This window comes from Paenibacillus sp. IHB B 3084 (assembly GCF_001447315.1).
Taxonomy (GTDB): domain Bacteria; phylum Bacillota; class Bacilli; order Paenibacillales; family Paenibacillaceae; genus Paenibacillus.
In genome coordinates this window covers 2,710,197-2,735,608 of record NZ_CP013203.1, presented here as the reverse complement: position 1 = coordinate 2,735,608, position 25,412 = coordinate 2,710,197, and the positions used below count along the sequence as shown (strand labels likewise).

At 44.6% G+C, this 25,412-nt stretch carries 25 protein-coding genes; 14 read left to right on the top strand and 11 right to left on the bottom strand.

Annotated elements, in window-relative coordinates; genetic code table 11:
- The first annotated feature begins 281 nt into the window (after positions 1–281).
- On the top strand, positions 282–1,820 hold the full coding sequence (locus tag ASL14_RS12825; RefSeq protein ID WP_134911854.1) for an FAD-dependent oxidoreductase: 1,539 nt from the start codon (positions 282–284) through the stop codon (positions 1,818–1,820).
- 148 nt (positions 1,821–1,968) lie between these two features.
- Here ASL14_RS12825 and ASL14_RS12820 read toward each other — a convergent pair whose 3' ends face one another.
- The gene (locus ASL14_RS12820; RefSeq protein WP_044646380.1) at positions 1,969–2,598 is read right to left on the bottom strand and encodes a YfbR-like 5'-deoxynucleotidase; all 630 of its coding nucleotides are present in this window, start codon (positions 2,596–2,598) and stop codon (positions 1,969–1,971) included.
- A 170-nt stretch (positions 2,599–2,768) separates the two neighbouring features.
- On the opposite strand from ASL14_RS12820, the gene ASL14_RS12815 reads away from it, so the two are divergent.
- The 4 genes from ASL14_RS12815 to ASL14_RS12800 all read left to right on the top strand — a co-directional run bounded on the left by ASL14_RS12815 (position 2,769) and on the right by ASL14_RS12800 (position 7,255).
- Complete coding sequence (locus ASL14_RS12815) at positions 2,769–3,464, top strand: response regulator transcription factor (protein WP_134914533.1); 696 nt, start codon at positions 2,769–2,771, stop codon at positions 3,462–3,464.
- The gene (locus ASL14_RS12810; RefSeq protein WP_134911853.1) at positions 3,457–4,461 is read left to right on the top strand and encodes a sensor histidine kinase; all 1,005 of its coding nucleotides are present in this window, start codon (positions 3,457–3,459) and stop codon (positions 4,459–4,461) included. The genes ASL14_RS12815 and ASL14_RS12810 overlap by 8 nt, the downstream gene beginning before the upstream one ends.
- A 102-nt stretch (positions 4,462–4,563) precedes the next feature.
- Positions 4,564–5,325: an ABC transporter ATP-binding protein gene (locus ASL14_RS12805; RefSeq protein ID WP_134911852.1), complete on the top strand. Its 762-nt coding sequence runs from the start codon at positions 4,564–4,566 to the stop codon at positions 5,323–5,325.
- Positions 5,315–7,255, top strand: coding sequence for an ABC transporter permease (locus ASL14_RS12800; RefSeq protein WP_134911851.1), 1,941 nt, complete (start codon positions 5,315–5,317; stop codon positions 7,253–7,255). The genes ASL14_RS12805 and ASL14_RS12800 overlap by 11 nt, the downstream gene beginning before the upstream one ends.
- Here the strand turns inward: ASL14_RS12800 and ASL14_RS12795 are convergent.
- The gene (locus tag ASL14_RS12795) at positions 7,250–7,447 is read right to left on the bottom strand and encodes a hypothetical protein (RefSeq protein ID WP_134911850.1); all 198 of its coding nucleotides are present in this window, start codon (positions 7,445–7,447) and stop codon (positions 7,250–7,252) included. The genes ASL14_RS12800 and ASL14_RS12795 overlap by 6 nt on opposite strands.
- Here ASL14_RS12795 and ASL14_RS12790 point away from each other — a divergent pair.
- Positions 7,446–7,829, top strand: coding sequence for a hypothetical protein (locus ASL14_RS12790; RefSeq protein ID WP_189338257.1), 384 nt, complete (start codon positions 7,446–7,448; stop codon positions 7,827–7,829). The two genes, ASL14_RS12795 and ASL14_RS12790, sit on opposite strands and share 2 nt — an antisense overlap.
- Before the next feature lie 85 nt (positions 7,830–7,914).
- Here ASL14_RS12790 and ASL14_RS12785 read toward each other — a convergent pair whose 3' ends face one another.
- A complete protein-coding gene (locus ASL14_RS12785) occupies positions 7,915–8,889 on the bottom strand; it encodes an aldo/keto reductase family protein (protein WP_134911848.1) in 975 nt (324 codons plus the stop codon).
- 301 nt (positions 8,890–9,190) lie between these two features.
- On the bottom strand, positions 9,191–10,150 hold the full coding sequence (locus ASL14_RS12780; RefSeq protein WP_134911847.1) for a radical SAM protein: 960 nt from the start codon (positions 10,148–10,150) through the stop codon (positions 9,191–9,193).
- Between the two features lie 364 nt (positions 10,151–10,514).
- On the opposite strand from ASL14_RS12780, the gene ASL14_RS12775 reads away from it, so the two are divergent.
- Positions 10,515–11,078, top strand: a complete 564-nt coding sequence (locus ASL14_RS12775) for an NAD(P)H-dependent oxidoreductase (protein ID WP_134911846.1) — start codon at positions 10,515–10,517, stop codon at positions 11,076–11,078.
- An 84-nt stretch (positions 11,079–11,162) separates the two neighbouring features.
- On the opposite strand, the gene ASL14_RS12770 is transcribed toward ASL14_RS12775, so the two are convergent.
- Positions 11,163–11,522: a winged helix-turn-helix transcriptional regulator gene (locus ASL14_RS12770; RefSeq protein WP_134911845.1), complete on the bottom strand. Its 360-nt coding sequence runs from the start codon at positions 11,520–11,522 to the stop codon at positions 11,163–11,165.
- 263 nt (positions 11,523–11,785) lie between these two features.
- On the opposite strand from ASL14_RS12770, the gene ASL14_RS12765 reads away from it, so the two are divergent.
- From ASL14_RS12765 to ASL14_RS12755, 3 genes are all read left to right on the top strand, one after another.
- On the top strand, positions 11,786–12,262 hold the full coding sequence (locus ASL14_RS12765) for a DsrE/DsrF/DrsH-like family protein (RefSeq protein ID WP_134911844.1): 477 nt from the start codon (positions 11,786–11,788) through the stop codon (positions 12,260–12,262).
- A 138-nt stretch (positions 12,263–12,400) separates the two neighbouring features.
- Positions 12,401–13,909, top strand: coding sequence for an aminotransferase class V-fold PLP-dependent enzyme (locus ASL14_RS12760; protein ID WP_134911843.1), 1,509 nt, complete (start codon positions 12,401–12,403; stop codon positions 13,907–13,909).
- 82 nt (positions 13,910–13,991) lie between these two features.
- On the top strand, positions 13,992–14,498 hold the full coding sequence (locus tag ASL14_RS12755) for a DUF1036 domain-containing protein (protein ID WP_134911842.1): 507 nt from the start codon (positions 13,992–13,994) through the stop codon (positions 14,496–14,498).
- Positions 14,499–14,651: 153 nt separating this feature from the next.
- Here the strand turns inward: ASL14_RS12755 and ASL14_RS12750 are convergent, their stop codons facing one another.
- Positions 14,652–15,704: an LLM class flavin-dependent oxidoreductase gene (locus ASL14_RS12750; RefSeq protein WP_134911841.1), complete on the bottom strand. Its 1,053-nt coding sequence runs from the start codon at positions 15,702–15,704 to the stop codon at positions 14,652–14,654.
- A gap of 247 nt (positions 15,705–15,951) precedes the next feature.
- Between ASL14_RS12750 and ASL14_RS12745 the strand changes: the two genes are divergently transcribed.
- Positions 15,952–16,707, top strand: coding sequence for an AIM24 family protein (locus ASL14_RS12745; protein WP_134911840.1), 756 nt, complete (start codon positions 15,952–15,954; stop codon positions 16,705–16,707).
- A 42-nt stretch (positions 16,708–16,749) separates the two neighbouring features.
- Here the strand turns inward: ASL14_RS12745 and ASL14_RS12740 are convergent, their stop codons facing one another.
- Both ASL14_RS12740 and ASL14_RS12735 read right to left on the bottom strand, forming a co-directional pair.
- Positions 16,750–17,091 (bottom strand): zinc ribbon domain-containing protein YjdM, encoded by a 342-nt coding sequence (locus tag ASL14_RS12740; protein WP_044648825.1) that lies wholly within the window; start codon positions 17,089–17,091, stop codon positions 16,750–16,752.
- A gap of 257 nt (positions 17,092–17,348) precedes the next feature.
- The gene (locus tag ASL14_RS12735; RefSeq protein WP_134911839.1) at positions 17,349–18,215 is read right to left on the bottom strand and encodes an SDR family oxidoreductase; all 867 of its coding nucleotides are present in this window, start codon (positions 18,213–18,215) and stop codon (positions 17,349–17,351) included.
- A gap of 139 nt (positions 18,216–18,354) precedes the next feature.
- On the opposite strand from ASL14_RS12735, the gene ASL14_RS12730 reads away from it, so the two are divergent.
- The gene (locus tag ASL14_RS12730; RefSeq protein WP_134911838.1) at positions 18,355–19,245 is read left to right on the top strand and encodes a diacylglycerol/lipid kinase family protein; all 891 of its coding nucleotides are present in this window, start codon (positions 18,355–18,357) and stop codon (positions 19,243–19,245) included.
- Between the two features lie 18 nt (positions 19,246–19,263).
- Here the strand turns inward: ASL14_RS12730 and ASL14_RS12725 are convergent, their stop codons facing one another.
- A complete protein-coding gene (locus tag ASL14_RS12725) occupies positions 19,264–19,806 on the bottom strand; it encodes a C40 family peptidase (RefSeq protein ID WP_134911837.1) in 543 nt (180 codons plus the stop codon).
- A 95-nt stretch (positions 19,807–19,901) separates the two neighbouring features.
- Here ASL14_RS12725 and ASL14_RS12720 point away from each other — a divergent pair, with 95 nt between their 5' ends.
- Positions 19,902–20,816, top strand: a complete 915-nt coding sequence (locus ASL14_RS12720; RefSeq protein WP_134911836.1) for a phosphatidate cytidylyltransferase — start codon at positions 19,902–19,904, stop codon at positions 20,814–20,816.
- Positions 20,817–20,923: 107 nt separating this feature from the next.
- On the opposite strand, the gene pdxR is transcribed toward ASL14_RS12720, so the two are convergent.
- Positions 20,924–22,297 carry a MocR-like pyridoxine biosynthesis transcription factor PdxR gene (gene pdxR, locus ASL14_RS12715; protein WP_134911835.1) on the bottom strand — a complete coding sequence of 458 codons (1,374 nt, stop codon included), beginning with the start codon at positions 22,295–22,297 and terminating at the stop codon, positions 20,924–20,926.
- Positions 22,298–22,407: 110 nt separating this feature from the next.
- Here pdxR and ASL14_RS12710 point away from each other — a divergent pair, with 110 nt between their 5' ends.
- The gene (locus tag ASL14_RS12710) at positions 22,408–23,307 is read left to right on the top strand and encodes a DMT family transporter (protein WP_134911834.1); all 900 of its coding nucleotides are present in this window, start codon (positions 22,408–22,410) and stop codon (positions 23,305–23,307) included.
- 88 nt (positions 23,308–23,395) lie between these two features.
- Here the strand turns inward: ASL14_RS12710 and ASL14_RS12705 are convergent, their stop codons facing one another.
- Complete coding sequence (locus tag ASL14_RS12705; protein ID WP_134911833.1) at positions 23,396–25,402, bottom strand: PTS fructose transporter subunit IIABC; 2,007 nt, start codon at positions 25,400–25,402, stop codon at positions 23,396–23,398.
- Positions 25,403–25,412 lie beyond the last annotated feature (10 nt).

The window sequence follows — 25,412 nt, the reverse complement described above, 5'->3', positions numbered from 1 at the left end:
CACTCCTATATTGAAAGAATTTTGTCGTTCGCCTTTCTGGCCCCATCACGTTACATCCTTTATGTTACTACTTAAAGTTAACTTGAAGTCAAGCGTTGCCTCGTGACGCGCTCTATATCAAATTATTCAGGAGAATTTTTGATTTTCAGGAATGGAAGCCAACGTTAAAAAAGCCTGGAAGGTGCAGGCCAATTTATCATAATGAGAGTCGTTTAGTGAATATAGAAGCCTACAATGGAAATAATACACATAAAGTGTAATCAAAGGGGTCGGTTGTAATAATGGATCAAAATGAATCTCATACAAAATTTCCGCAATTTCCGGAATCGTATTGGTTAGCTTCAACTGACATCCCCAGTTTTCCCAAGCTTAGTGGGGATATTCAGGTGGATGTTGCCATTGTAGGTGCGGGGATCACCGGTATTACCACTGCTTATTTACTTTCTAAAAAAGGACTAAACGTCGCGGTCGTCGACGCAGGGCGGATACTTCATGGAACAACGGGCCATACTACCGCCAAAATAACCGCCCAGCATGACTTGATCTACAGCGAGTTTCTTTCACATTTTGGCAAGGAAAAAACCCGGCTCTATTACGAAGCCAACCGTGACGCTCTTCAATTCATTAAACAAACGGTAGAGGAGTATAATATCGATTGTCAATTTACAGAAGAAGATGCCTACGTTTATACATGTGCAGATACGTATGTGGAGAAAATCGCCGCCGAATATAAAGCCTACGAAGAATTGGGCATCCCGGGAGGTTATGTCGAGCAAACGCCTCTGCCTTTCTCAACTAAAGCAGCTATTATGATGAAAAACCAGGCCCAGTTTAATCCGGTTCCTTTCTTAAGGTATTTGGCAAACCAAGTCATCCGTCAGGGCGGGAAAATTTATGAGCAAACCACCGTTGTAGGTGTGGAAAAAGGAAACCCTGCCATCATTAAAACAAACGACGGAAATAAAATTACCTGCAACCATGTCGTGTCCTCCTCGCATTTTCCATTCAATGATCCAAACAGTCTTTATTTTGCGCGATTGCATGCCGAGCGTTCTTATGTACTAGCCGTCAAGACCGACAGAATCTACCCGGGTGGTATGTACCTAAGTGCGGAAACCCCAAAACGTTCGCTTCGCTCGGTGCTGGTAAACGGAGAACCGATGGTCATCGTCGGTGGGGAAGGCCACAAAACGGGCCAAGGAATCTGCACCTTCCAGTACTATGAAGCTTTAGAAAAGTTCGCAGAGCAAACATTTGGATTAAAGGAAATCACTTATCGCTGGTCAGCTCAAGACTTGTATACGCTAGACAAGCTCCCCTATATCGGGCAGGAGCTATCCACCATCCCTAACATCCTTGTTGCTACGGGTTATAGAAAATGGGGGATGACCACAAGTGTGGCGGCAGCTTTATTAAATACGAATCTGATTACCAGAAAGGAAAGCCCGTACCAGGATCTTTTCTCCCCCTCAAGGTTTCATATGGACCCCGACATTAAAACATTCGTGACACAAAATGCAAATGTGGCTAAACACTTGATTGCTGGGAAGTTGGAAATGATCCACAAAAAAGCCGAAGAACTACAGCATGACGAAGGAGCGGTCATCCAGGTAAATAGCAAAAGGGCGGGCGCTTACCGAGATCTACAAGGAGCATTGCACCTAGTGGACACAACTTGCACCCATATGGGCTGCGAAGTCGAGTGGAACGAGGCGGAAAGAACATGGGATTGCCCGTGCCATGGCTCTCGCTATTCCTATCAAGGCGAAGTAATCGAAGGACCGGCCAAAAAATCGCTTGGCAAGGTTGAATTCGAATAGCACCATCAACCCAAGAGAGCAATAAGAACAGTTCAATCACTGTCCCTTATTGCTCTTTTTTTCGTGATTGCATTGCAAGCAGAAATGGACATCATTATGTATGAACAGAAGCGCTTCTGTAGCTTCTGGACGGTAAGGAAATTTTCATTTATAGTGCTAAGGCTTCTTCCGTAATCTTTTTAATATCAATGGATGAAGGCGTTTCTTCCTTAACCATATCCGGCAAAATATGTTCCAAAAAATAATCAACACATTTTAATTGGATATTTTTGATTTTCACAAGCGCATTACGATACATGACTATAAATTCTTTTTCAGTATTTCCCCGCTGTAGTTCGGCAAATGCTTCGTACACCTGATCCATCTTGTCAGCAACTTCAAGGATCAAACCTTCTACTGAATTGTCTTTGCCTTCCCGTAACTGTTTGCGGAAAATGGCTTTGAACTCCTCCGGAATATTCTCTTCAATAAAATACTCAATCATACCTTCTTCGACCTGCTGGATTAATAACCGGAGTTCCTTGGAGGAATGCTTAACAGGCGTTTTAATGTCTCCAATAAAAATCTCCCCGTAATCGTGACTGCTTGTGATCTCGTAAAGCTTTTTCCAGTCAATGCTAACCCCGTTTCGCTCTTCAATATCAGCCAGCGTTTTGGCATACTGTACCACTTTCCATGAATGAGCAGATACGCTGTGTTCTTCAAATTTAAACTTGCCTGGACAACGAATAATTCTTTCCAGCTCGTTTAGCGATCGAAAATACGTATGAATCCCCATACTTGCATCCATCCTTTAGTTTATATGATATTTGTGGATATAGATCCTACTATAGGGCTCAACTGTTAACAGCAGATTAGCGCAGTATAAAGTGGAGAATTACACATATAGCATACAAACCAATTTTGCTATACACTTTATATAAAAAAGTTAAAAGTGCGGTGAAATCGTTGTTTAAAATCTTACTAATTGAAGATGATGAAACTTTATTTCATGAAGTTAAAGATAGATTAACTCAATGGGCCTATGACGTGTATGGCATCCAGGACTTTAGTAAGGTAATTCAGGAATTCACAATGATAAAGCCTGATCTGGTCGTGATTGATATTCAATTACCGAAATTTGATGGGTTTCATTGGTGTCGAATGATTCGATCCCGCTCTAACGTCCCTATCATCTTCTTATCATCACGTGATCACCCTACGGATATGGTGATGTCGATGCAGCTTGGAGCGGATGATTTTATCCAAAAACCGTTTCATTTTGATGTACTCATTGCAAAATTACAGGCGACACTTCGCCGCGTGTACAATTACAATACAGAACCTGTCTCCCTGAAAACATGGTGTGGAGCCACGGTCGATTACGAAAAAAATGTAGTTGCCAATGAGGCTGGCTCCATCGAATTAACCAAGAACGAAATTTATATTTTAAAGCTTCTAATTGAGCAAAAAAACAAAATTGTCTCCCGGGAGGAATTAATTAAAAGCCTTTGGGATGATGAACGTTTTGTCAGCGACAATACCCTGACCGTCAACTTGAATCGCCTGCGAAAAAAACTGGATGAGCTGGATTTGGGCCGTTTCATTGAAACGAAGGTGGGGCAAGGCTACATGGCTACAGAAGAGGCACATGCCTATGATTAAAAAATATCTTATGGAAAGGCGAAGCTGGATTCTACTTTTTGTATGTCAGCAATTCCTTATCCTGCTCATTGCTTATGTGGATGCAGCAATCCCGTTTATGCCGATCCTTTATATTGTCTTCTTATCTATGATGGTATTCTTGGTTTTTTTAATTATCCGCTACCCTAAAGAAACCAAATTCTATAAAACACTAGAAGAATGGGAAAGCCCTCTCGAATTAACGGGTATAGGCGAACCGGAGAGTCCATTTGAGCAAATCATTGAACAAAAAATCACTGACCAGACCGAACGGTTACAACAAATCATCTCGCAAAATCAATTGACACTTGAACACGAAAAAGATGAACTATTATCCTGGATTCATGAGGTGAAAACACCTTTGACCACCATGCATTTGATGATTGAGCGGTTGGACGACAAGTCCCTAAAAGCTCAGTTAACCTATGAATGGCTACGAATTCACTTACTGCTGGATCAGCAGCTCCATCACAAACGCATATCTTTTATTGAAAATGATTTGTATGTCGAGCAAGTGAATTTAAAATCTCTTGTTTTTAAAGAGATCAAAGCATTACAGTCATGGTGCATCCAAAAAGGGATCGGTTTTGATATCCAACTGGAGCACATGGAAGTGCTGAGTGATGCCAAATGGCTTGCTTTTATCGTTAGGCAGCTCTTAACCAATGCCATCAAATATAGCGATGCCAGTGATATTATCATTCACAGCTATGAACAAAATGATCGAATACGGCTTGAAGTCCAAGACTTTGGTCGCGGTATTGATCCGAAGGATATACCCCGTATTTTCGAGAAAGGTTTTACATCCACGACCCAACATTCTGATCATACTTCAACGGGCATGGGGTTATATTTAACGAAAAAGGCAGCAACGCCTTTGCTCATACATATAGATATGCATTCCAAACCGGACGCCGGTACAACCTTTACTTTAATTTTTCCCAAACAAAATGACTTCGTGAGTATGGTGAGCATGTGACAGAGATGTCACATGCTTTTATGTATTGTTCGCTCAATCAAAGGAAAAGCAGCTTCCCTATTTTTATAATAAAGTTACAAGAACAAAAAGGAGTGCGTCGAAGTGAATATTTTAGAAGCAAATAAAATTCATAAGAGCTACGGCAACAAACTAAATATTCAAGAGGTATTAAAAGGAATTGATATCCATATTGAAGAAGGGGAATTTGTCAGTATTATGGGAGCCTCCGGTTCAGGTAAAACCACTCTGCTCAATGTCCTTTCCTCCATTGATAAGGTAAGCCACGGGTCCATCAAAATTAAAGACATCGAAATGACGAAAATGAAGGAGAAGCAACTGGCTGAATTCCGCAAAAAACATCTGGGCTTTATTTTTCAAGAGTATAACCTGCTGGATACGCTAACCGTGAAGGAGAACATTCTTTTACCCTTATCCATCACCAAAACTCCTAAAAAAGAAGCAAACCGAAAATTTCAGGAAGTAGCTACAGAACTGGGAATTTATGAACTGAAAGATAAGTACCCTAATGAAATTTCGGGCGGACAAAAACAGCGTACATCTGCGGCTAGAGCCTTTATTCATGAGCCCAGTATTATTTTTGCTGATGAACCTACGGGTGCGCTGGATTCCAAATCAGCTTCCGATTTATTGAACAAGCTGGGCCAGTTAAACCAGAAGCGCAAGGCAACCATCATTATGGTCACGCACGATCCGGTCGCTGCCAGCCATTGCAGTAGAGTCATTTTTATTAAGGATGGACAAATGTATACACAGCTTCATAAAGGTGAACAAGAAAGACAAAGCTTCTTCCAAGATATCATGAGAACCCAAGGGGTCTTAGGCGGGGTCCAATATGAACATTAATCAACTCATCCTGAAAAATTTGAAAAAAAACCTGAAAAATTATTACCTTTATGTTTTTGCCCTCATTTTCAGTGTGGCGCTCTATTTCGCTTTTGTCACATTACAATACGATCCCTCCATGGACGAAGTGAAGGGTTCCGTTAAAGGTGCAGCTTCCATACGGGCAGCATCCGTTTTACTGGTCGCTATTGTCTGCATCTTCCTTTTGTATGCTAATAATATATTCATAAAAAGACGCAGCAAAGAAATTGGCCTATTTCAATTGATCGGAATGACTAAAAACAAAATTTTTCGCATCCTAAGTGCTGAAAACTTAATTCTATACTTCAGTTCACTATTCATTGGAATTGGGGTTGGATTTTCCTTTTCCAAATTAGTGATCATGATTTTATTTAAGACGACGGGCGTCGAAGCCATTGCCACTCTATATCTCTCTAACCAAGCACTGACTCAAACACTCATCGTTTTTGGTATCATCTATCTGTTGATCATGCTCATGAATTATTCCTTTATCAAAAGACAGAGTATTTTGTCTTTGTTCAGAGTGACCTCAACCACCGAAGGGAAAATCAAGAAAATATCTATCTATGAGATGATCATCGGGATCATTGGAGTTTCATTTATCGCTGTAGGATACTATGTTTCTTCCAAATTATTTGGTGGAGACTTTACATCCATGAATGAATTATTTATGGCTATGGTGTTTATTTTGGGCTCTGTCATCATCGGAACACTACTTTTTTATAAAGGATCTATCCGCTTTATTTCAAATATCATCAGAAAAAGTAAAGGCGGGTATTTGAACATTAATGAGGTGCTGTCTCTCTCATCCATTATGTTCCGTATGAAATCCAATGCTTTGTTGTTGACCATTATTACAACGGTATCGGCACTTGCCATCGGTTTACTCTCCTTAAGCTATATCGCCTATTATTCTGCGGATCAAGCAGCTGAGAACAATGTGCCTTCCCATTTTTCAATGACGAATATATCGGATGCGGAGAAGTTCAAAAAGATACTGCTTGAGCATGATATAAAGTATCGTGAAAAGAAAATTGAAGTCATTCAAGTCAGTGTGGACACAGCGCAAATCATGGAGACTCCTCTGGAAGGATTAAATATCGGTGCGAATTCCATGACGTTGCCTGTTATAAGCGAACAATCCGTGGAAGGGACGGATGTATCTCCAGATCAAACCATTTTAACGGGCTATAACGATCTGCTTCAGAAATTCATGTCCTTGAAAAACTCGGGTCCATTGGATTTACAGGGGAAAAAGGAAGTCATACATCAACAATATTTGGGTCTAAAAAAGGAATATGTTATTCCCTACTATTTTACAGCCGGGGGACTACCCACTGCCATTGTAGACGAAACCATATTTGAGCGGTTAAAGAAAGATGTGAATCCTGAGATTCAAAAGAAATCATCCTTATATATTGGAATTGATATGATGAATGAAGACCAGATCAAAGAAGCCGATCGCCTCTTTACAGCTGCCAATTTTAATGATCAACAAACATCACGCCTTGAAATGAGCAGCAATCAGAAGCGGAACATGGGAGTGATCATGTTTGTAGTTGGATTTTTAGGACTCACCTTTCTCATTACATCAGGCTGTATCCTTTACTTTAAGCAAATGGATGAGAGCGAAGACGAAAAAGCCAATTATACGGTGTTGAGAAAGTTAGGGTTCACACAAGGGGACCTGCTTAGAGGCATCAAAATAAAACAAATCTTTAACTTCGGCATTCCATTAGTAATCGGCCTTTCACACAGCTATTTCGCCGTCCAATCCGGCTGGTTCTTGTTTGGAACTGAAATTTGGATGCCTATGATTATCGTTATGGTACTATACACCGCCTTATATTCCATTTTCGGGATACTATCCATCCTGTATTATAAAAAAGTCATTAAAGCAGCATTATAATTGGTCAAAAGCTCCAGGCGAAAGTACTGGGGCTTTTTCCAAATGATTGAGCATTTTTATTCCTGCGTGTACAATAAAATGACTATCATCGTTACCCCAAAGGGGAGAGCTTATTTTATTATTACTCATCAATGGCATCAGCATCGTAGCCAATATTATACTTGGTTCCTCTGTAGGCGTGGCAATTTTCATGGGGATCGTTTTTTTCCTGATTGGTTTACCTGAGTTTAAAAAATCGCCAAAGCTCACAAAAGAGGCTGTTAAAGATATCATCTATATTTTTTTGACCCTGTTGATTCTTCTTATATTTGTAGTCATCATTTCCTGGAATATCCGTACTTCAAGTGTCTTGAGTTTTTCCGGTCCGCTCACATCAGAAATGCAGTTTTACTGGGGGAGAAAAGTATTAATCATAGGTTTGTTGGAGGCCGCATGGTTCTTCATAAGTATAAAATGGTTGTTACCTATTGTTTTCGATCGGGTTGATCTCAGTAAGAAACAATCCATTTTTGTGATCAGCGGCATTTTATTAAGTGAGATTTCAGGTATTTATGCCATGCTAGGAGCAAGTTAAAAGAACCCCTCACTTCATGTCTGTGACAGAGAAGCGTGAGGCTTTATCCGTGGGAATATTCCCTTTTCAAGAACAGTATACATGCTTAACGCAAAGGCTCAAATCCTTCTACTTGCTTCAGAATCCGCTCGATTTCCGCGCATGTCTCCGGTTGAAGCATCACCTCGACTGCTTTCACATTTTCTTCGATTTGTGTCGGTTTAGTGGCCCCAATGAGTGCAGCGCTGATACCCGGTTCTCTCAGAATCCAGGCAAGCGCGAGCTGTGACAGGGTGACACCCAAATCCTTCGCCAGCTCATCCAGCTCCTGGACACAGTTTAGAACGGTATCGTTCATGTAACTGCTGATGACATTATTGACGGAGGCATCAGCCCCGCGGCTGCCCGTCGGTAAAGGTTGTCCCGGTTTGTATTTACCCGTGAGGATACCTTGGGCCAGAGGCGAAAATACAATTTGGCCGATACCTACCTGCCCCGATACGGGGAGTACCTCATGTTCGATATAACGCTCAAACATATTATAGATCGGCTGATTGGCAATCAGCGGACGCAGATTCAGCCTTTTTCCAATGCCATAAGCATCCGTGAGCTGGGCAGCACTCCATTCGCTTACCGCAGCATACAGGATCTTGCCTTGAGCCTGAAGGTCATCCAGAGCCCGCAGCGTCTCTTCCAAAGGGGTGTCCGGATCATAACGATGGCAGAAGTAAATGTCGATATAATCCGTGCCAAGACGCTTAAGACTAGCCTCGCATTGCTCCATAATGTGCTTGCGTGACAGTCCCCTGTCATTGGGACCGGAATCCATAGGAAAGTAAACCTTCGTAGATAACACATAGCTTTCTCTTCGATAAGGCTTCAAAGCGGCTCCCATAGCCTTTTCGCCTTCACCCCGATTATACGCATTGGCGGTATCAAAGAAATTAATTCCGAGTTCAAAGGCTTTGGCAATACAGGTATGAGCTGCTTCCTGCTCGGCGGCTGTTCCGTACGTCAACCAACTGCCCAAACCGATTTCACTGATTTTAAGACCACTGTTGCCTACATTTCTATATTTCATATCTGTTCCTTCTTTCGTAAGAGGATAGCATTCTTATATTCTAGCATGTAAACCCTTTCACGAAAATATATGAAGTAGAAATCAGGTAGTTGCATGAAGGGCAGCAATTGACTTTATTGAGCTGGCTGACCTTGAATCTATACTTAAGATGGTTGCCTCATTTCACTTTTCCGCATTGTAAATGCTGATGGAATTGTGATCAAATATATAATAAAAAATAGCAAGAATGCTGTAACATCCCTGCTATTTAGCAATAGCCGCTTTTAAGGGCAACCACTCCGTTATTTACATCTTTCCTCTCTCAGATCCCTATTGGAAAAAGCGCATCGTATGCAGGACAAGGCAGTTTGTCGAGAAAATCCTGAAGCGGCTTGGGTTTATGGGTGTAAATGTCTTTTAGAGAGGTTCCGTCGTAAATGTTGCCGATGACCACGGGGTGGCACAGTTCACAGATCAGAATATCACCATTCCCGTGAAGATGAAGCTGCTTTTTACCATCCACGCAGTTTGAAAAGTAAACACCCGGCTGCTCCTTGAAGCCTAAAGCTTCTGCAAAGCGATCCATACAAGTGAAATACAGCGCGGTGTCTTCCTTTTTATGTGCGATCAAGTCATGAACGGAACGGACGAGTGCTTCCTTGGTGGAGATAGCGTTCCAGTTGGTATGATCCATCACGATGCTATTTTGGATTTCATGAATGCGTACACCGAGTTCATATACTTTCTCGCTGATTGCCGGCATGTTGTTCTGCGTCTCGGCAAATAACAAAGTCTCCAGCACCGTTTCCAGCTTGGCTTCGGTACATAACCGAATATTCTGGGCGATTGTCTCATACATGCGAGGATGAACATGATAATATGCCGCATATTTTTCGGGGTCCGTGAAGTTGAAGGAGATATGGATGTTGGAAAGTCCCGCGTCACGCAACCTCTCAATCCGTTCAGGACTGAGCAAGCTGGCATTAGTGTTGAGCTGGGTAGCGATTCCCTTGCTCGAACAGTGAGCCACAATGTCCAGACAATCCTGATACTTCAAGGTCACCTCTCCCCCGGACAGCCGCACGCGCTTTAAGGTGGGAATTTCATCGATGATGCGTATCACTTCTTTACTGCTGATGCATTGTCCATCATTACGCTGGTATGCGCAGCAATAATCGCATTTGAAATTACAATTGGAGGTGACCCCAACTTCCAGCCCCTCCAACTCGTAGATACCCGGCTTTTCCAGTTCAAGCGATTTATATTTATTCTCTGTAGTCACTTCCATGACCCTCCCGATCTCAGGCTTGTGTCTTGAATTCCCTTGAGATTATACAGAATCAGGATGGCTGGGAGATATGACATTGGTAACGGTCACTTTAAATGAATGGTATGGAATACACGCATATAACCGAGAAGACATGGCTTTATCCGGTCATGTATTTTAGTCGCATTATGCCTATAACACCCCATACCAACCGCCCAGCAAAAATAATAGTATTCTATAAATCTGTAGGCTAAAAAATATACAAAACTGAATTGACACTAACCTTTATGTAAGTACCTGTACTAAAAGTGCATACTTACTTATTTGCATTGCGTACTCTATACTCTAGAAGTAAATCATATTCAAGGAGGGCAAATCATTGAAAACTCTCATTATCGTATCGCACCCAAACATAGAAAATTCCGTGATTAATAAGCGATGGGTAGAAGAACTCAAAAAATATTCTGAAAAGTATACTGTACACGAATTGTATAACATTTACCCTGACGGCAACATTGATGTGGAAAAAGAACAGCAATTAATTGAATCACATCGTAATCTTGTTTTACAGTTCCCGGTCTATTGGTTTAATTGTCCGCCACTTCTTAAAAAGTGGCTTGACGATGTTTTTGCTTATGGTTGGGCATATGGTTCAAATGGAGGGGATAAATTAAAGAATCGTAAAGTCGGCTTGGCTGTATCTGCCGGAATCAAAAAAGAAGATTACAGCGAAGAGGGAAGATACCGCTATACGCTTGAACATTTATTATCTCCTTTTGAAACTACATTGCTATACTGCAATGCGGATTATCGTTCGTTTTTTGCGTTTTATGGTATAGAAAGCGAACCTGGTGAAAATGAGCCTGGCAAAGAAAATGAGCTGGTTACACCCCATTTGGAAAATAGCGCGAAAGATTATTTGAATTTTGTGGACAACCTGTAATAGGTAGCTTTATTAAAGCTACAAAAAAGAAGTATTTCCTTGTTTAGGAGATACTTCTTTTTGAATTAGACTAAATAGATATGCCTACCGCTGTATAGCCTCCAGAGCTGGCGAACTGTTATTCTCTCCCCACTCGCACATCATATTTAACAATGGAATGAGAGAAAGACCGCGTTCAGATAATGAATATTCAACTTTTGGAGGGACTTGGGGAAATTCTTTGCGTATGATCAGGCCATCTGCCTCCAGTTCTTTCAACATGATGCTTAGCGTTTTAAAAGAAATGGTACCGATCCTTCGCTTCAGCTCATTATGCCGCATAACCCTATTTTCAGATAGACAATACAAAATGATCATTTTATATTTACCGCCTATTAAGGACAACGTATATCCGAACCCAGTATCTTTTAGCATCACACCAGTAGGAACACAGCTTTCACTCATAAGTTACACTCTCCTTTGGGTGGGTATAAGACATAAATATGCATACTGTGCATTTTACAGTGTTACTGAAAGGAGGTAAAGTAAGATCGGTTCTTCGCTATACTGCTTGGTTAAAGATGCTTTTAATAAGTTGGCAAAACGATTTGACATTCATTCCTTCTTACGATAGTTGCCCTCCAATTGTGAGCAATATGTGAACTGGGCATACTTCTCATTTCCAAATCCATACTGAATATATCTGTTGGTAATGGAGGCGGAAGGTAGTGGACAAAAAGATGAACCTGCTCATGTTCAGCGGGGATTATGATAAGGCGATGGCTGGACTGATTTTGGCGAATACGGCTCGGGAATTGGAAGTGGACGTGACGATGTTTTTTGCGTTCTGGGGATTATTTCTGGTTCGTGATCCTGATAAAATGACGCTTGAGGACAAGACGATTTATGAAAAAATTATGGGCTGGATGACTCCAAAAGGACCTGAGGAGTTGCCGTTGTCCAAAATGAATTTTAGCGGTCTGGGCAAGCTGATGCTGACGGAAATGATCGAAGATAACGAAGCCCCGAAGCTGATTCATTTCTTGAAGGGGGCACGGAAAAAGAACGTCAAATTTTATGCCTGCAAGCTATCGGTGGACATTATGGGTTTTAAACCCGAAGAATTCATACCTGAACTAGAAATTATCGAGGCTAAAACGTATCTCAAAGACGCGCTCGAATCCGATATGCAGCTGTTCATATAAGCTGTAACTCACGCCTTGTCCGACTCTCGGATGAGGCTTTTATTTTGACAAAATGATGACATTCGCCTATTTTTCTTAACCCATTCGGGTCTTCCTACGTACCCTAGAACGACAGAACCACGTGGGAGGCGCCGCAGTATGCTCAAGGCTCGGATCGGAAGCAACAATAGTGCGTACCAGCCTTCTGGCGAGGCTTATTTCGCACGGTATCGGGAAGGTACGATTGGATATCGTCAAACCTTTGAATCTCCATACGGGTCAAAAAAGCTGGTGTATGCGGATTGGGCTGCCAGCGGTCGTCTGTATGGACCTATTGAGTCCAAAATAGCTAACCATCTCGGTCCTTTTGTGGCGAATACCCATACGGAGTCTAATTTGACAGGTACCCTGATGACCCAAGCCTACGAAGAGGCAAAGCGAATCATTAAGAACCACGTTCATGCCAACGAACAAGACATCATTCTGTTTGCCGGGTCCGGTATGACAGGGGCAATAAATAAGCTTCAACGCATGCTGGGATTGAAAATACATGAAAAATTAAAGCATCACTACCCTATCGCTGAAAAAGAACGTCCCGTTATTTTTGTCACCCATATGGAGCATCACTCGAATCATATCTCCTGGGCTGAAACGATTGGAGACGTCGTGTGCATTCCTCCCGGTCCCAGTGGTACCGTTGATCCGGCAAATCTGGAACGTTTGCTGCTTCAATTCCGTCATCGCCCTACCAAGATCGGCGCTTTTACAGCCTGTTCCAATGTTACGGGGTTTGAGCCGCCGATTTATCAGCTATCCCGCAAAATGCATGAGCATGGCGGGGTGTGTTTCATTGATTTTTCTGCAAACGCTCCTTATGCCGCGATCAACATGCATCCCGCAGAGCCGCTTGAAAGATTGGATGCTATTGTATTTTCTCCCCACAAATTTCTCGGCGGCCCCGGAACAAGCGGTGTTCTCATTATGGATTCGAAACTAAGCCTCAACCATGCCCCGGATCAGCCTGGAGGCGGTACGGTAAGCTGGACCAATCCTTGGGGTGGGTACGAATATAAAGACAATATCGAAGCACGCGAGGATGGGGGGACTCCTGCTTTTCTACAGGCCATTCGAACGGCACTCTGCATTCGGCTAAAAGAACAGATGGGACAAAAGCGCATGTTGGAGCGCGAAAATGAACTAACGTCGTTATTGTTAAACGGGTTGGATAAAATACCAGGCCTGCACGTTTTAGGTGGAAGAAGCCAAGAACGACTCGGAATCGTTTCTTTCGTTGTTGACCATATCCACTACAATCTGATCGTAAAATTACTGAATGATCGGTTCGGAATCCAGGTCCGCGGCGGCTGCTCCTGTGCAGGAACGTATGGACACTGTTTGCTGGGTATCGACCAACAAACCTCTAATGAGATGTCAGACCTCATCCATGCGGGAGACCTATCGAGAAAACCCGGCTGGGTGCGCCTGTCCCTCCATCCCATGATGACGAATCAGGAAGTCTCCTATATCGCCTCTTCCATACGGGCAATCGTGGAAAACATCATGACCTGGCAAAAAGATTATACCTATCAACCAGAATCAAACGAATGGCGATCTATGAATGAACATAACAAAATAGACATCAGCAAATGGTTCAATTTTAGCGATTAGGAGACTCCTGTCCGTTTCCTTCTTTCAAAACTCTCATAGAATACTCTGTAAGATTACTATATGAGGAAAGAAGTGACGACAAATGGGTCTCAATTTTCGCAACAGTACCAATGCGGCTATCTTTGTAGTCTTTGCCTACCCGGACTTCAGCTGTAGTCCTGTTAACTACTCTAAAGCAGGCTGGTACCGTGTTAACCCCGGACAGACTATCCAGGTGTGGAGCGGCTTCGCAGGAGGCAATACGTTCTTTTATTACGCTGAAGATGATTTTGGACGCCAATGGCGGGGTTCATACTTCACTCAAGTTCCTGAGACGGCCTTCGATTGGTGCTGGGATACAGGCTGTACCACTTGTAGAAGCGTGGGACTGCGGAGAATCGCAGTTAGTCCGTTCGTCTTGAACTACACCATCAACTTTATAACGAGCAGTAGTCAAAGAAAACCTGAATCATCCACTCTCCGCATGACACTGCCTTCAAAAGCAACACAAGAAAAACCTTTACGCAGAGTCCCTGCAACACCTAAGAAACTAAAACAAGGGAAACCTCTATTGCAAAAACGCATCGCGCATAAAAAACGGACCAAATAAATAATTGGGCATTTCGCAAAACAGGCTAGCTAAGCCAAGCTAAAGAATTACCTTTTCAAGCACGCACATACAGATTATTTTAGAACCAAAAAAAGGAGCGACCCCATCCCCATGGGTCTGCTCCTTTCTCTTATATCTATTGAGTAAATCCACTTATTTACTCTCGGCTTCCCATTTGGATATTTCCTCGCGAACCCGTGGGGCTACCTCTGTTCCCAATAGCTCAATGGCTCTCATGACATCCTCGTGCGGCATCGTGCCTACAGGTACGTGCAATAGAAAGCGTGTAATGCCTACCTGCTTGCGCAGGTGAATGATTTTCTTGGCAACCGTATCGGGATCGCCTACATACAGCGCCCCTTCAAAGCTACGCGCGGAATCAAAGCTGGAACGAGTGTAAGGTCCCCATCCACGCTCCCGCCCAAGCACATTCATACTCTGCTGGGTGGAAGGGAAAAACTTGTCGGCTGCAAGCTCGGTATTTTCTGCGATAAAACCATGGGAGTGTGATGCAACCGGAAGTAATGATGCGTCGTGCCCTGCGTGCGCAGCCGCTTTTTTATACAGCTCCACAAGCGGCGCAAACTGCACAGGACTACCGCCAATAATCGCCAGAACCAATGGTAACCCAAGCAAGCCCGCGCGAACCACAGATTCCTGATTGCCTCCGCTACCAATCCATACGGGCAACGGGTCCTGAACCGGACGTGGATACACGCCCAGATTATTGATCGCAGGCCGATGTCCACCTTTCCAGGTGACTTTTTCCGAATCCCGTATTTTCAACAACAGTTCGAGTTTTTCATCAAACAGTTCGTCATAGTTATCTAAATCATAGCCAAACAGCGGGAAGGATTCGATAAAAGAACCCCTGCCTGCCATGATTTCAGCCCGTCCATTCGAGATACCATCCAGCGTAGCAAAATCCTGAAATACACGCACCGGATCATCTGAGGAAAGTACTGTGACCGCGCTGGTCAGCCGAATCCGCTGGGTCTGCGAAGCAGCAGCAGCTAGTATTACCGCAGGAGCAGATGCCGCATAATCTTTACGATGATGCTCTCCCACGCCATATACATCCAGCCCTACCCGATCTGCAAGCACAATCTCCTCGACAACTTCACGTATTCGTTGCGCATGACTGATGACCTCACCCGTTTGTGTATCCGGCGTTGTTTCTACAAATGTGCTGATACCTATCTCCACTTGCCCTACCCCCTACTTCAATGTCTCGTTCCCATCGGCTGCTTTGTAAGCAAACCATTTTAAAAACCGATATCTTTATTTTGAACTTTTTTATAACTTTTTCAAGCTCTGCTTTCTAAATATGGAACCGGCTTAAGAGAACCTGAGGATTTTCCGCAGGAAACGATATCTTTCTGTCGAATATTTTATGGAATAAAAGAGATCTCAATCCTCACAGCGTGAATACAACAAGGGGGCTCATACATCCATGGCTTTTGTCATCAATAACCTAAAGGATAACAGCAATGTTGCCATCGCAGACCAATTAGGTGGATTTACCGTATTGGAATACATCTCGGATTTAAGCTGCACCTCGGTTGCGGCTGCGGAAGCCAATTACTATATGAGCAAAAGTAACATGCGCCGCAAGCAGCTCATGATCGAAATCAACAATAGTGAAATCATGATGAAGGCGGGCGCCATGCAATATACGGTGGGCAGTATGGAGATGACTACCGGCGTAAAAGGCGTAGGGGGCTTAATGCGAAATTTGGTGTCCGGTGCTGTAACGGGAACAAGTGCCATCAAACCTCTCTATAAAGGCACAGGTACGATTATGCTGGAACCTACTTATAGTTACATTTGGCTTATTGATGTCGACAATGATCACATTGCCATCGAAGACGGCTTGTTTTTGGCTTGTGACACGACGCTAGACATATCCGTCGTTGCACGTAGTAATCTTTCCTCTGCCGCACTGGGTGGAGAAGGGTTATTTAATTTAAGCGCCCGCGGAAAAGGAGTTCTGGCACTTCAAGCGCCAATCCCTTCCGAGGAAGCGGTCGTTATAGAATTGCAAAACGATGTGCTGAAGGTGGATGGTAACTTTGCCCTCATGTGGTCCAATACCTTACAGTTCACCGTCGAAAAATCCGGAAAAACCAAAATGGGCTCGGCTGCTTCCGGCGAAGGGCTGGTCAATGTGTACAGGGGAACAGGAACCGTATGGTTAGCACCATTATAAACATAAAAAAGGAGAAGCCCTCGGCTTCTCCTTTTTTACATTTTAGTTCTTTTTCACAAACTCGGATTTTAATTTCATCGCTCCGAAGCCATCAATTTTGCAATCAATATCATGGTCGCCTTCCACCAGACGGATATTCTTTACTTTTGTGCCGATTTTCAGGACGGATGAGCTTCCTTTGACTTTAAGGTCTTTAATGACGGTTACAGAATCACCGTCCTGCAGAACGTTACCATTGGCATCTTTGATGACTTTTACATCTTCGTTATTTGCTGCTTCTGAATCGGAAGACCACTCATGAGCGCATTCCGGGCAAATGAAAAGACTCCGATCCTCGTACGTGTATTCTGAATTACATTCCGGGCAATTTGGCAAATTAGACATATTTGTATGTACTCCATTCATTATCAATTCTACACCTGTGATCATCCTATGAAACAAACCTTGCTCCAAGCCCTCCTTGGAGTTCCTTACAAGTATATTGGATAATCAGCAACGATTCCACTAATAGAGGAAATTAGTTTAGGATTTTCCTTTCCTTTTGAAATGATGATGATGATTGAAAAAGGATGCCCGCCTCGTTAGGTAGCATCCTTCATCATGAGCAGAATCATATATTGAAAATGTACTCTACGGCACGTTTATACCTTTGTTTGCTCAACCAGCTCACGAATTCCTTGGCTAAGCGGCGTAAGCGGGCGTTTCAGAAGCTTCTCGAAATCGTTGCTTACAACATCCAAAGCTCCTTCGCGAATGGCTTTTTGAATACCGACCACAATAGGGATTGCGGCTTCCGGTACGCCCGCACCAAGCATAATGTCGGCATACGCAGTATCGTCTACCTGCTGTACAGGCACATCCTTACCCAGCACCTCAGCAAGAATCGCCGCAAACTCTTCTTGGGTAATCGGCTTGCCGGAAAGCTCATATATTGTGTTTTCATGCCCTTCGCCGGATAATACGATTGCCGCCGCTTGCGCATAATCTGCACGGGCAGCCCAACCTACTTTACCGGAACCTGCTGAGGTCAGCCAGGGAGCCCCGGCCAGCACGGATTGAATCGTGCCTGCTTCATTTTCAAGATACCAGTTATTGCGCAGGAAAGAGTAAGGGATGCCCGATTCGCGAATGAACTCTTCCGTTATACGATGTACAGGTGCAAGGAACAAAGTGCTGTCGGCCGCATTGGCAGCGCTGGTATAAGCGATGAAGCCTACTCCCGCACGTACAGCAGCATCCACAGCAGCCTTATGCTGGCGAATTCTCGTATCATTATCGCCTTCTGCGGATATAATCAGCAGTCGGTCTACACCAGCAAACGCTTGGTCCAGCGTCTCCGGTTTATCAAAGTCGCCATGACGAACGTCAACGCCACGGGCACGCAAGTTTTCTGCTTTTTCCGGATTTCTCACGCTAACAATAAGGTCTTCTGCCGATACGGATGCAAGCAACGCCTCTACCACGATGGAACCCAGTTGCCCGGTTGCTCCTGTTAATGCGATTTTCATATGAAATCCTCCATTCAGATTTTATTTACCTTTCTATAGTAACTATAAATATGACGATTGTCTAATTTGGAGTCAAAAGGTCTGCTTTTCGGGTAAGGGTTAGTAATCCAAACTTTCTCATATAGAGAGGAACATGTGTATGAAGCAAGCCATGATTATTGTAAATCCTTCTTCTGGAAAAGAGGAGGCAGTCGAACATGTCAGAAACGTAGAAGACATTCTACGTGACAAAGGATACGACGTTACGATCAAGGAGACGGCAAAAAAACTGGACGCTACGCGGTTTTGCACCACGGCGTGCGAGGAAGGCTATGACCTGGTCGTGTCCATCGGCGGGGATGGCACACTTCACGAAACGATCAACGGCCTTATGGATCAAGACCACCGCCCTAAGCTGGGTGTTGTCCCCCTTGGGACGGTCAATGATTTTGCCCGTGCCTTACAAATTCCGCTGAACCCCGAGCAGGCGATCCGTACACTCACTTCTTCCAGCGTAAAAACAGTAGATTTGAGCCGATTAAACGACCAATTGTTTGCCAACATTGTTGCCGCAGGCTCACTCGCTGAATCGCTGTCTTCCGTATCGTCCGACGATAAGTCCAAGCTTGGCGCTTTTGCCTACTTAAAAGAAGGAATTAAAGAACTCATCGGCAATGCTGCCCACCCTCTCGTCATACGTTATGATGAACAGACCTGGGAAGGGGAATCCCCTCTCTTTCTCGCTGCTTTAACCAACTCGGTCGGCGGATTCGAAAAACTGGCGCCCGATGCTGCTGTTGACGATGGTCTGCTTCACTGCTTTATTTTCAAAAACCTCAATATATTGAATACTGTGACGGCCAGCCTATCTTTATTGTTCGGCAGCCTGAAAGATCATAAGGATGTAGTTTACTTTACCGCAAAGCATGTAAGTGTCAGCTCCGCAGAATCGGTCAGTACGAATGTAGATGGGGAGGCAGGGCCGTCTTTACCCATCGAGCTTCGGATTTTACCACGTCATATTGAGGTGATTGTGCCGGAAGAGGTCTAAGTAATGCGGTGCTGGTCCTCAAGCTTGAGGATCATACTCGCTCAATTTTCCTTCATAAATCAAATGCAGTCGGTCGCTTTGCCGAAAATCGTCCGGCGTAATAAGAGCGGGCAACTTGTTCCATATTTTTATGCCGGATCGCTGTAAAATTTCTGCGACGAACTGCGAACAAAAATAGGAATTGCTGAACTCGACTGGTTCTTTGAGTGCAATACCAATCAAACCCAGTAAGTTATACATATATTTTTGACGACTTCGGATAAAGACGTGTAGGACCCGTTTCATTTTTTCGACTTCACGCTCGGTTACTTGAAGCTCGTAGATGACACATGTTGTATTCGGAAATCTGCTGTATGTACCTGTCTTAATATCCTCTTTCACGAAACCACCATCCAGCGGGTTGTTGGGGGTCTTTCTCCCGAAGCTGTATAACTCCGAAAGTTCCCGGTTGAAGGAAATGGAGGCATGATTGTATGGCGCCCTCGTATAGCTTTTAATGACTCTCGTAAGAAACGTTCCCGTATTCGTAAGCAAGATAAAGACGGACTGATCTGCTACCATTTACGAAATTTCCCCTTATCAAGTTTGAATTATTCCTTCATAATAACATAGGAACCCTAATGGAACCCTATTTCGCGATAAGTTGGTGAGTGGTAATGGACAGTTCGCTATTAACGTTAATTCTTATTTTTACAGCCTTATTGGTCATCCATCTAATTTACATAGTAGTAGTCAAAACACAGCCAGACAAAGACTATGCAGCTATTGGGCTTCGCATCAAGACATGGTGGGGTATGTTCTTTATCTTTTGCTTGGCAACACTTTTCAATCCGATCGTTTCACTGCTTTCCCTGATGGCACTCACCTTTTTTGCGCTAAAAGAATACTTTTCCATGATTAGATCCAGAAAAGCTGATCGCAGATTGTTTCTATGGGCGTACTTGGCGATTCCCGTACAATTTTATTGGATTTATATCGGGTGGTACGGAATGTTTATTGTCTTTATCCCTATCTATGTATTCTTGCTGCTACCGCTCCCGCGATTGATTAACAAAGGAACGGTTGGTTTTTTGCGCAGTGTCAGCTCGACCCAATGGGGACTCATGCTGATGGTTTTCGGGTTGAGTCATCTGGCCTATTTTCAGTTTGCTACGCCGCAATACGGAGCGAAACTTGTACTTTTTCTAGTGGTACTGACGCAGCTCAATGATGTCGTACACTATCTAGCATCACTCTATTTCGGAAAGCGAAAAATCGTCCCGACATCCAATCCCAATATAACTTGGGAAGGCTTTGCATTCGCTTTTCCCGTAACTATAGCGGCTTCCTATCTCATCTATCCCTACCTGACGCCGTTTGACCCGAAATTTGGAATTATTTTCGGCATGCTGATCAGCTTGAGCGGTTTCTTCGGCAGCTTAACGGTTTCCGTGCTGAAGCGAGATTTATTAATCGGCGATGACGATAAGTTCGATGCTTTGAAAAAAAGCTACTTAAGCCGGGTGGATAGCTTGACCTACACCTCGCCCGTCTTTTTTCACGTGATCCGTTATTTTTTTGACTTTATGTAGCGATTACATGGCTCAAACCTCTTATGAATAGGTGACCATAGAACACGATATCTTGTTATGAAAAAAGCAGCCTATCCTCACTTAAGGATAGGCTGCTTTTGCGTGTACTACCGTTGCAGGGCATTCCTAATCCTGCTAACCCCTTCACGAATTTCGTTTTCCTTTAGATGCCCGTAGCCCATTAGCAGTCGATTCCCTTCGAGCTGTGCCGCAAATACATTTTCGCTACGGAGATGTTCTAGCAAATTCTCTCGGAGTGGGAACTGAAACTCTGCTACCAAATGTAAACCAGCCGATCGGCCACATACCCGGTATTGCCCTGTAAAATGCTGCTCCAGGCTATCAAGCAGGACCTGACGACGCTTGGCGTACACTTTTTTCATCTTATGTACATGCTTATGAAGGAGTCGCTTCCTGATATACCGACTCAACACAATTTGCTCCAGGCTCGCCGTCTGGTAATCCGCCAGTTGCTTTAAACGGATAAAATCAGCGACTCGTGACGGGGGAAGAACAATATAGCCGATCCGCAGTGCGGGGAACAAAATTTTGCTAAACGTCCCGACATATAACACCCGTTCTGGATCCAGACTCTGCAAGGAGTGGACGGGCGCCCCGTCATACCGGAACTCACTGTCATAATCATCTTCGAGCAGCAGGCATCCTGTCCGGGCCGCATACTGGATAAGCTCGATCCGCCTTTGGATCGGCAAGATACCTCCCAGCGGGAACTGGTGCGAGGGTGTAAGATATGCCAGCTTGGGGTGGCTCTTTTGCGGCAGATCGGCTGTTATAACTCCCAAATCATCAACAGGTATGCTCCGCAGTGTGGCCCCTGTAGCCGACAGAATGCTTTTTAAATCTTCATTTGTCGGTTCCTCTACCAGAGCTTCGTCTCCAGCTGACAGTAACAGACGGGTGACAAGCTGAATCGCTTGTACTGCTCCGCTAGTGATTACAATATGTTCCGGTCTGGCTTTCACTCCTCTGGTGTGAACCAAATAGTCGGCCAGCTCCCTTCGTAACTCAGGCTCTCCAGCAGGGTCGCCATAACCCAGTGCCAGATCAGGAGCCTCTTTGCATACGCTCTGAAGCAAGTCGGCCCATGATTTGCGCGGGAACAATTCCAATGCGGGGAGGCCTGTCCGGAAGGATATTACCGACACCTCATTTGAATATGAAGTATTCATTGCAGACGCAGACGCCTCGATAGGCGGTGCGGATACATAACCTGGAAGAACGGCCCCCTCGGCTACATAGGTACCTGAACCCGAGCGCGCAATGGCTAAGCCTTCGGCTAGCAGCATTTCATAAGCTTCGAGGATAACATTCCGGGAAACGTTCAACTGTAAGGCCAGCACCCGGGTCGAAGGAAGTTTATATCCTGCATGCAGTTCTCCGGCTAAAATACGGTCCCGTATCGCTTGATACACCTGACGCAGCATCGGAACTGTCACATTCTTATCGATAGATAACCACATAGGTTGCCCCCCTCAAGCGGTACTGTCAAAAACCTCTTCAACTGGATCTACAAGTGCCCAGTTTCTATTGCTACAGTATATATCAATATCTGTACAAGAGGTGAGATGAAATGAACAAACCAACCTTTTCGACTTACATGGAATTAGTGATCGCAACCTCCATTGTCGGCAGTTCTGTAGTAGTCGGTAAACTGGTCGTGATGCGGCTGCCTGTTTTTTTATCGCAATCTGCCAGTCTGGCCGTTGCCCTTCTGTTCTTGGTACCCATTGTATTCATCAAGAAATATTCACTAAGGATCAGCAAACGGGATGCATTAATCCTGTTCATTCAGGCTCTGATCGGCATGTTTCTCTTCCGCGTCCTAATGCTGTACGGGCTGGCCTACGCCTCTGCTTCCGAAAGTGGAATTTTAACAAGCTTGACCCCAGCTATCGTTGCACTTCTTTCGTATGTACTGCTGAGAGAAAAGATTACGCTACGCCCCGGTCTCGGGATCGCCTGTTCACTGCTCGGTGTTTTGGCACTGCAAGTACCTCACATATCGGCGCTCTGGTTCAATGCTCCCAACGCAACCTCGTTCATTGGCATGCTGCTTGTTCTGTCTGCTGTGTTCGGAGAAGCGGCACTGACAGTGTTACGCAAGATGCTATCCAGCCATGTCTCTTCCCTGCTTGGAACCATGTATATAACACTCTTTTCATTCTTCATGTTTCTGGGTTGTTCCTTCGGGGAGGCCCGACAGTTCAACTTTAACCACGTTGGAGCAGGGGAGATTGGGCTTGTCTTATATTATGGTATCTTTGTCACAGCATTAGCCTACGTATTATGGTTTCGGGGCGTGTCAAGGGTATCGGCTAGTACAGCAGCTGTATACACGGGTTGTATTCCCGTCAGTTCACTGTTGCTGTCCTATATCATCCTCCGTGAATCCTTCTCATTTGCTCATCTAGCTGGTGCAGGCTTTGTGTTTCTGGGCATCATGCTCATGTCACGCGGTGAACGCCGCTGACTCACGCAAAGACTTTCTCAAAAAAAGAGGCTCCCGGCTGAAACTTCGGGAGCCCCACTTCTTTGATTCAAGTTCTTAGCGCATTGAATTAATGCACCCGATCCAGCAATTGATATGCTTCTTCCTTCGTTGTAGCTGCCAGAAGCGCCTCTCGGAAATGATCGTCCATCAGCTTACGCGATAACATTTGCAGCACTTTCAGATGCGCATTTTCCTTGCTGTTGCGCGGTACGGCAATCATGAAGATCAGTTTTGCTTCACTTCCGTCTGCACTATTCCAGTCAACACCGCCCTGCTTGATGCCGAAGACCACGCTTGGCTTCAGGACAGCTTCCGATTTGCCATGAGGAATGGCAATATTCATTCCAATGCCTGTGGAGCCTTCTTCCTCTCTGGCTAATATCGCCTGTTTGAAATCACTGGCAGAGCTTACGGCTCCAGTTCTCTCAAGTGCTCCGATCATTTCATCAACCACAGCATCTCGTGTCGTTCCTTCCAGATCCAAATTAATCAGATCCATCGTTACAATATCCGTCAGTTTCTCAATGTGAATGGCTTGCGGAGACACGGCTGGCCCGTTATTTGTAACGGTTGTTGAAGCAGATGACTCCGCAGCGGCCGTTGTAGTAATCGCAGATTGTCCAGCTCCTGCGGTAGAATGTCCGGGCATCGCTTCCCCAGCAACATCCGAAGTTACAGTTGCTGCAATATCTTTTTTCAGCAAGCTCACCAGGACAACCGATACGGCTACGCCGACAATAACGGCGATGAAGAACATAAGCACATGGTCCACTGCACCAAGTACAGCTACAATCGGTCCACCATGAGCTACCTTATCACCTACATTTCCCAACATGGCGATGACAGAACCGACCATGGAACCTACCATGATACTGGGAATAACACGCAGTGGATCTTGTGCCGCGAATGGAATCGCACCTTCGGTAATACCGAACAACCCCATCGTGAATGTTGCCTTCCCAGCCTCGCGTTCCGCAGGTGCAAATTTACGTTTGTTGATCATCGCTGCAAGTCCCCTCCCAATCGGCGGAATACAAATCGCAACGGCGATTGGCCCCATAATTTCATAATTCCCTTCGCCAATCATGGCCGAACCGAATAAGAAAGCGACTTTGTTCACAGGTCCACCCATATCGAAGGAGATCATCGCACCTAGAATCAATGCCAGTAGAATTGAACTTGTACCTTGCATACCTGCAAGCCAACCCGTTAAAGCTTCAAACAATTGTGCGACTGGAGCACCAATCACAAAGACAAAGATTAATCCAACAATTAGCGATGCCAATACAGGGATAATAATAATAGGCATAATCGGCTGTAATGCTCGGCCAACTTTAATTTTCCGAATCCCAAGTGCAACATAACCCGCCAGGAAACCAGCGATAATCCCGCCAATAAATCCAGCCCCCGCCTCACTTCCATAAAAGCTACCGTTCGCAGCAATGAATCCGCCAATCATACCCGGTGCAAGCCCCGGTCTATCCGCAATGCTCATCGCGATAAATCCGGCGAGGATCGGTATCATAAAGGTAAACGAAGCCGAACCGATATTCTGAACCGTCTTCCAGAAAGAACCGTCCGGTATAACCAGACCGCCTGGTGTCTTCTCACCGCCAATCGTCAACGCAATGGCAATGAGCAATCCCCCAATGACGATGAAGGGTACCATATAGGATACACCGTTCATCAAGTGGCGGTAAATGGGATTTTGTTTCGGTTTGTTCTCCTGTGAGCTAGCTTCGGCAGAACGTGACTCTGCTTGGTACACAGGTACATTACCCTTCATCACCCGCTGGATCAATTCTTCCGGACGGCGAATGCCATCCTGTACGCCAACGACCAGCAGTTTCTTACCGACGAAGCGGTCTTTAACCACCGTTTTATCCGCTGCAATAATAATGCCATCTGCCTCACGGATTTCCTGCTCGGTCAGTTGATTTTCGACTCCAATGGAGCCTTGTGTCTCGACCTTCATCTCGATGCCCAGCTTTGCTGCTGCCTTTTGCAGATTCTCAGCTGCCATATACGTATGTGCAATTCCGTTAGGACATGAGGTAATCGCCAATATCTTCATAGTCATTCCC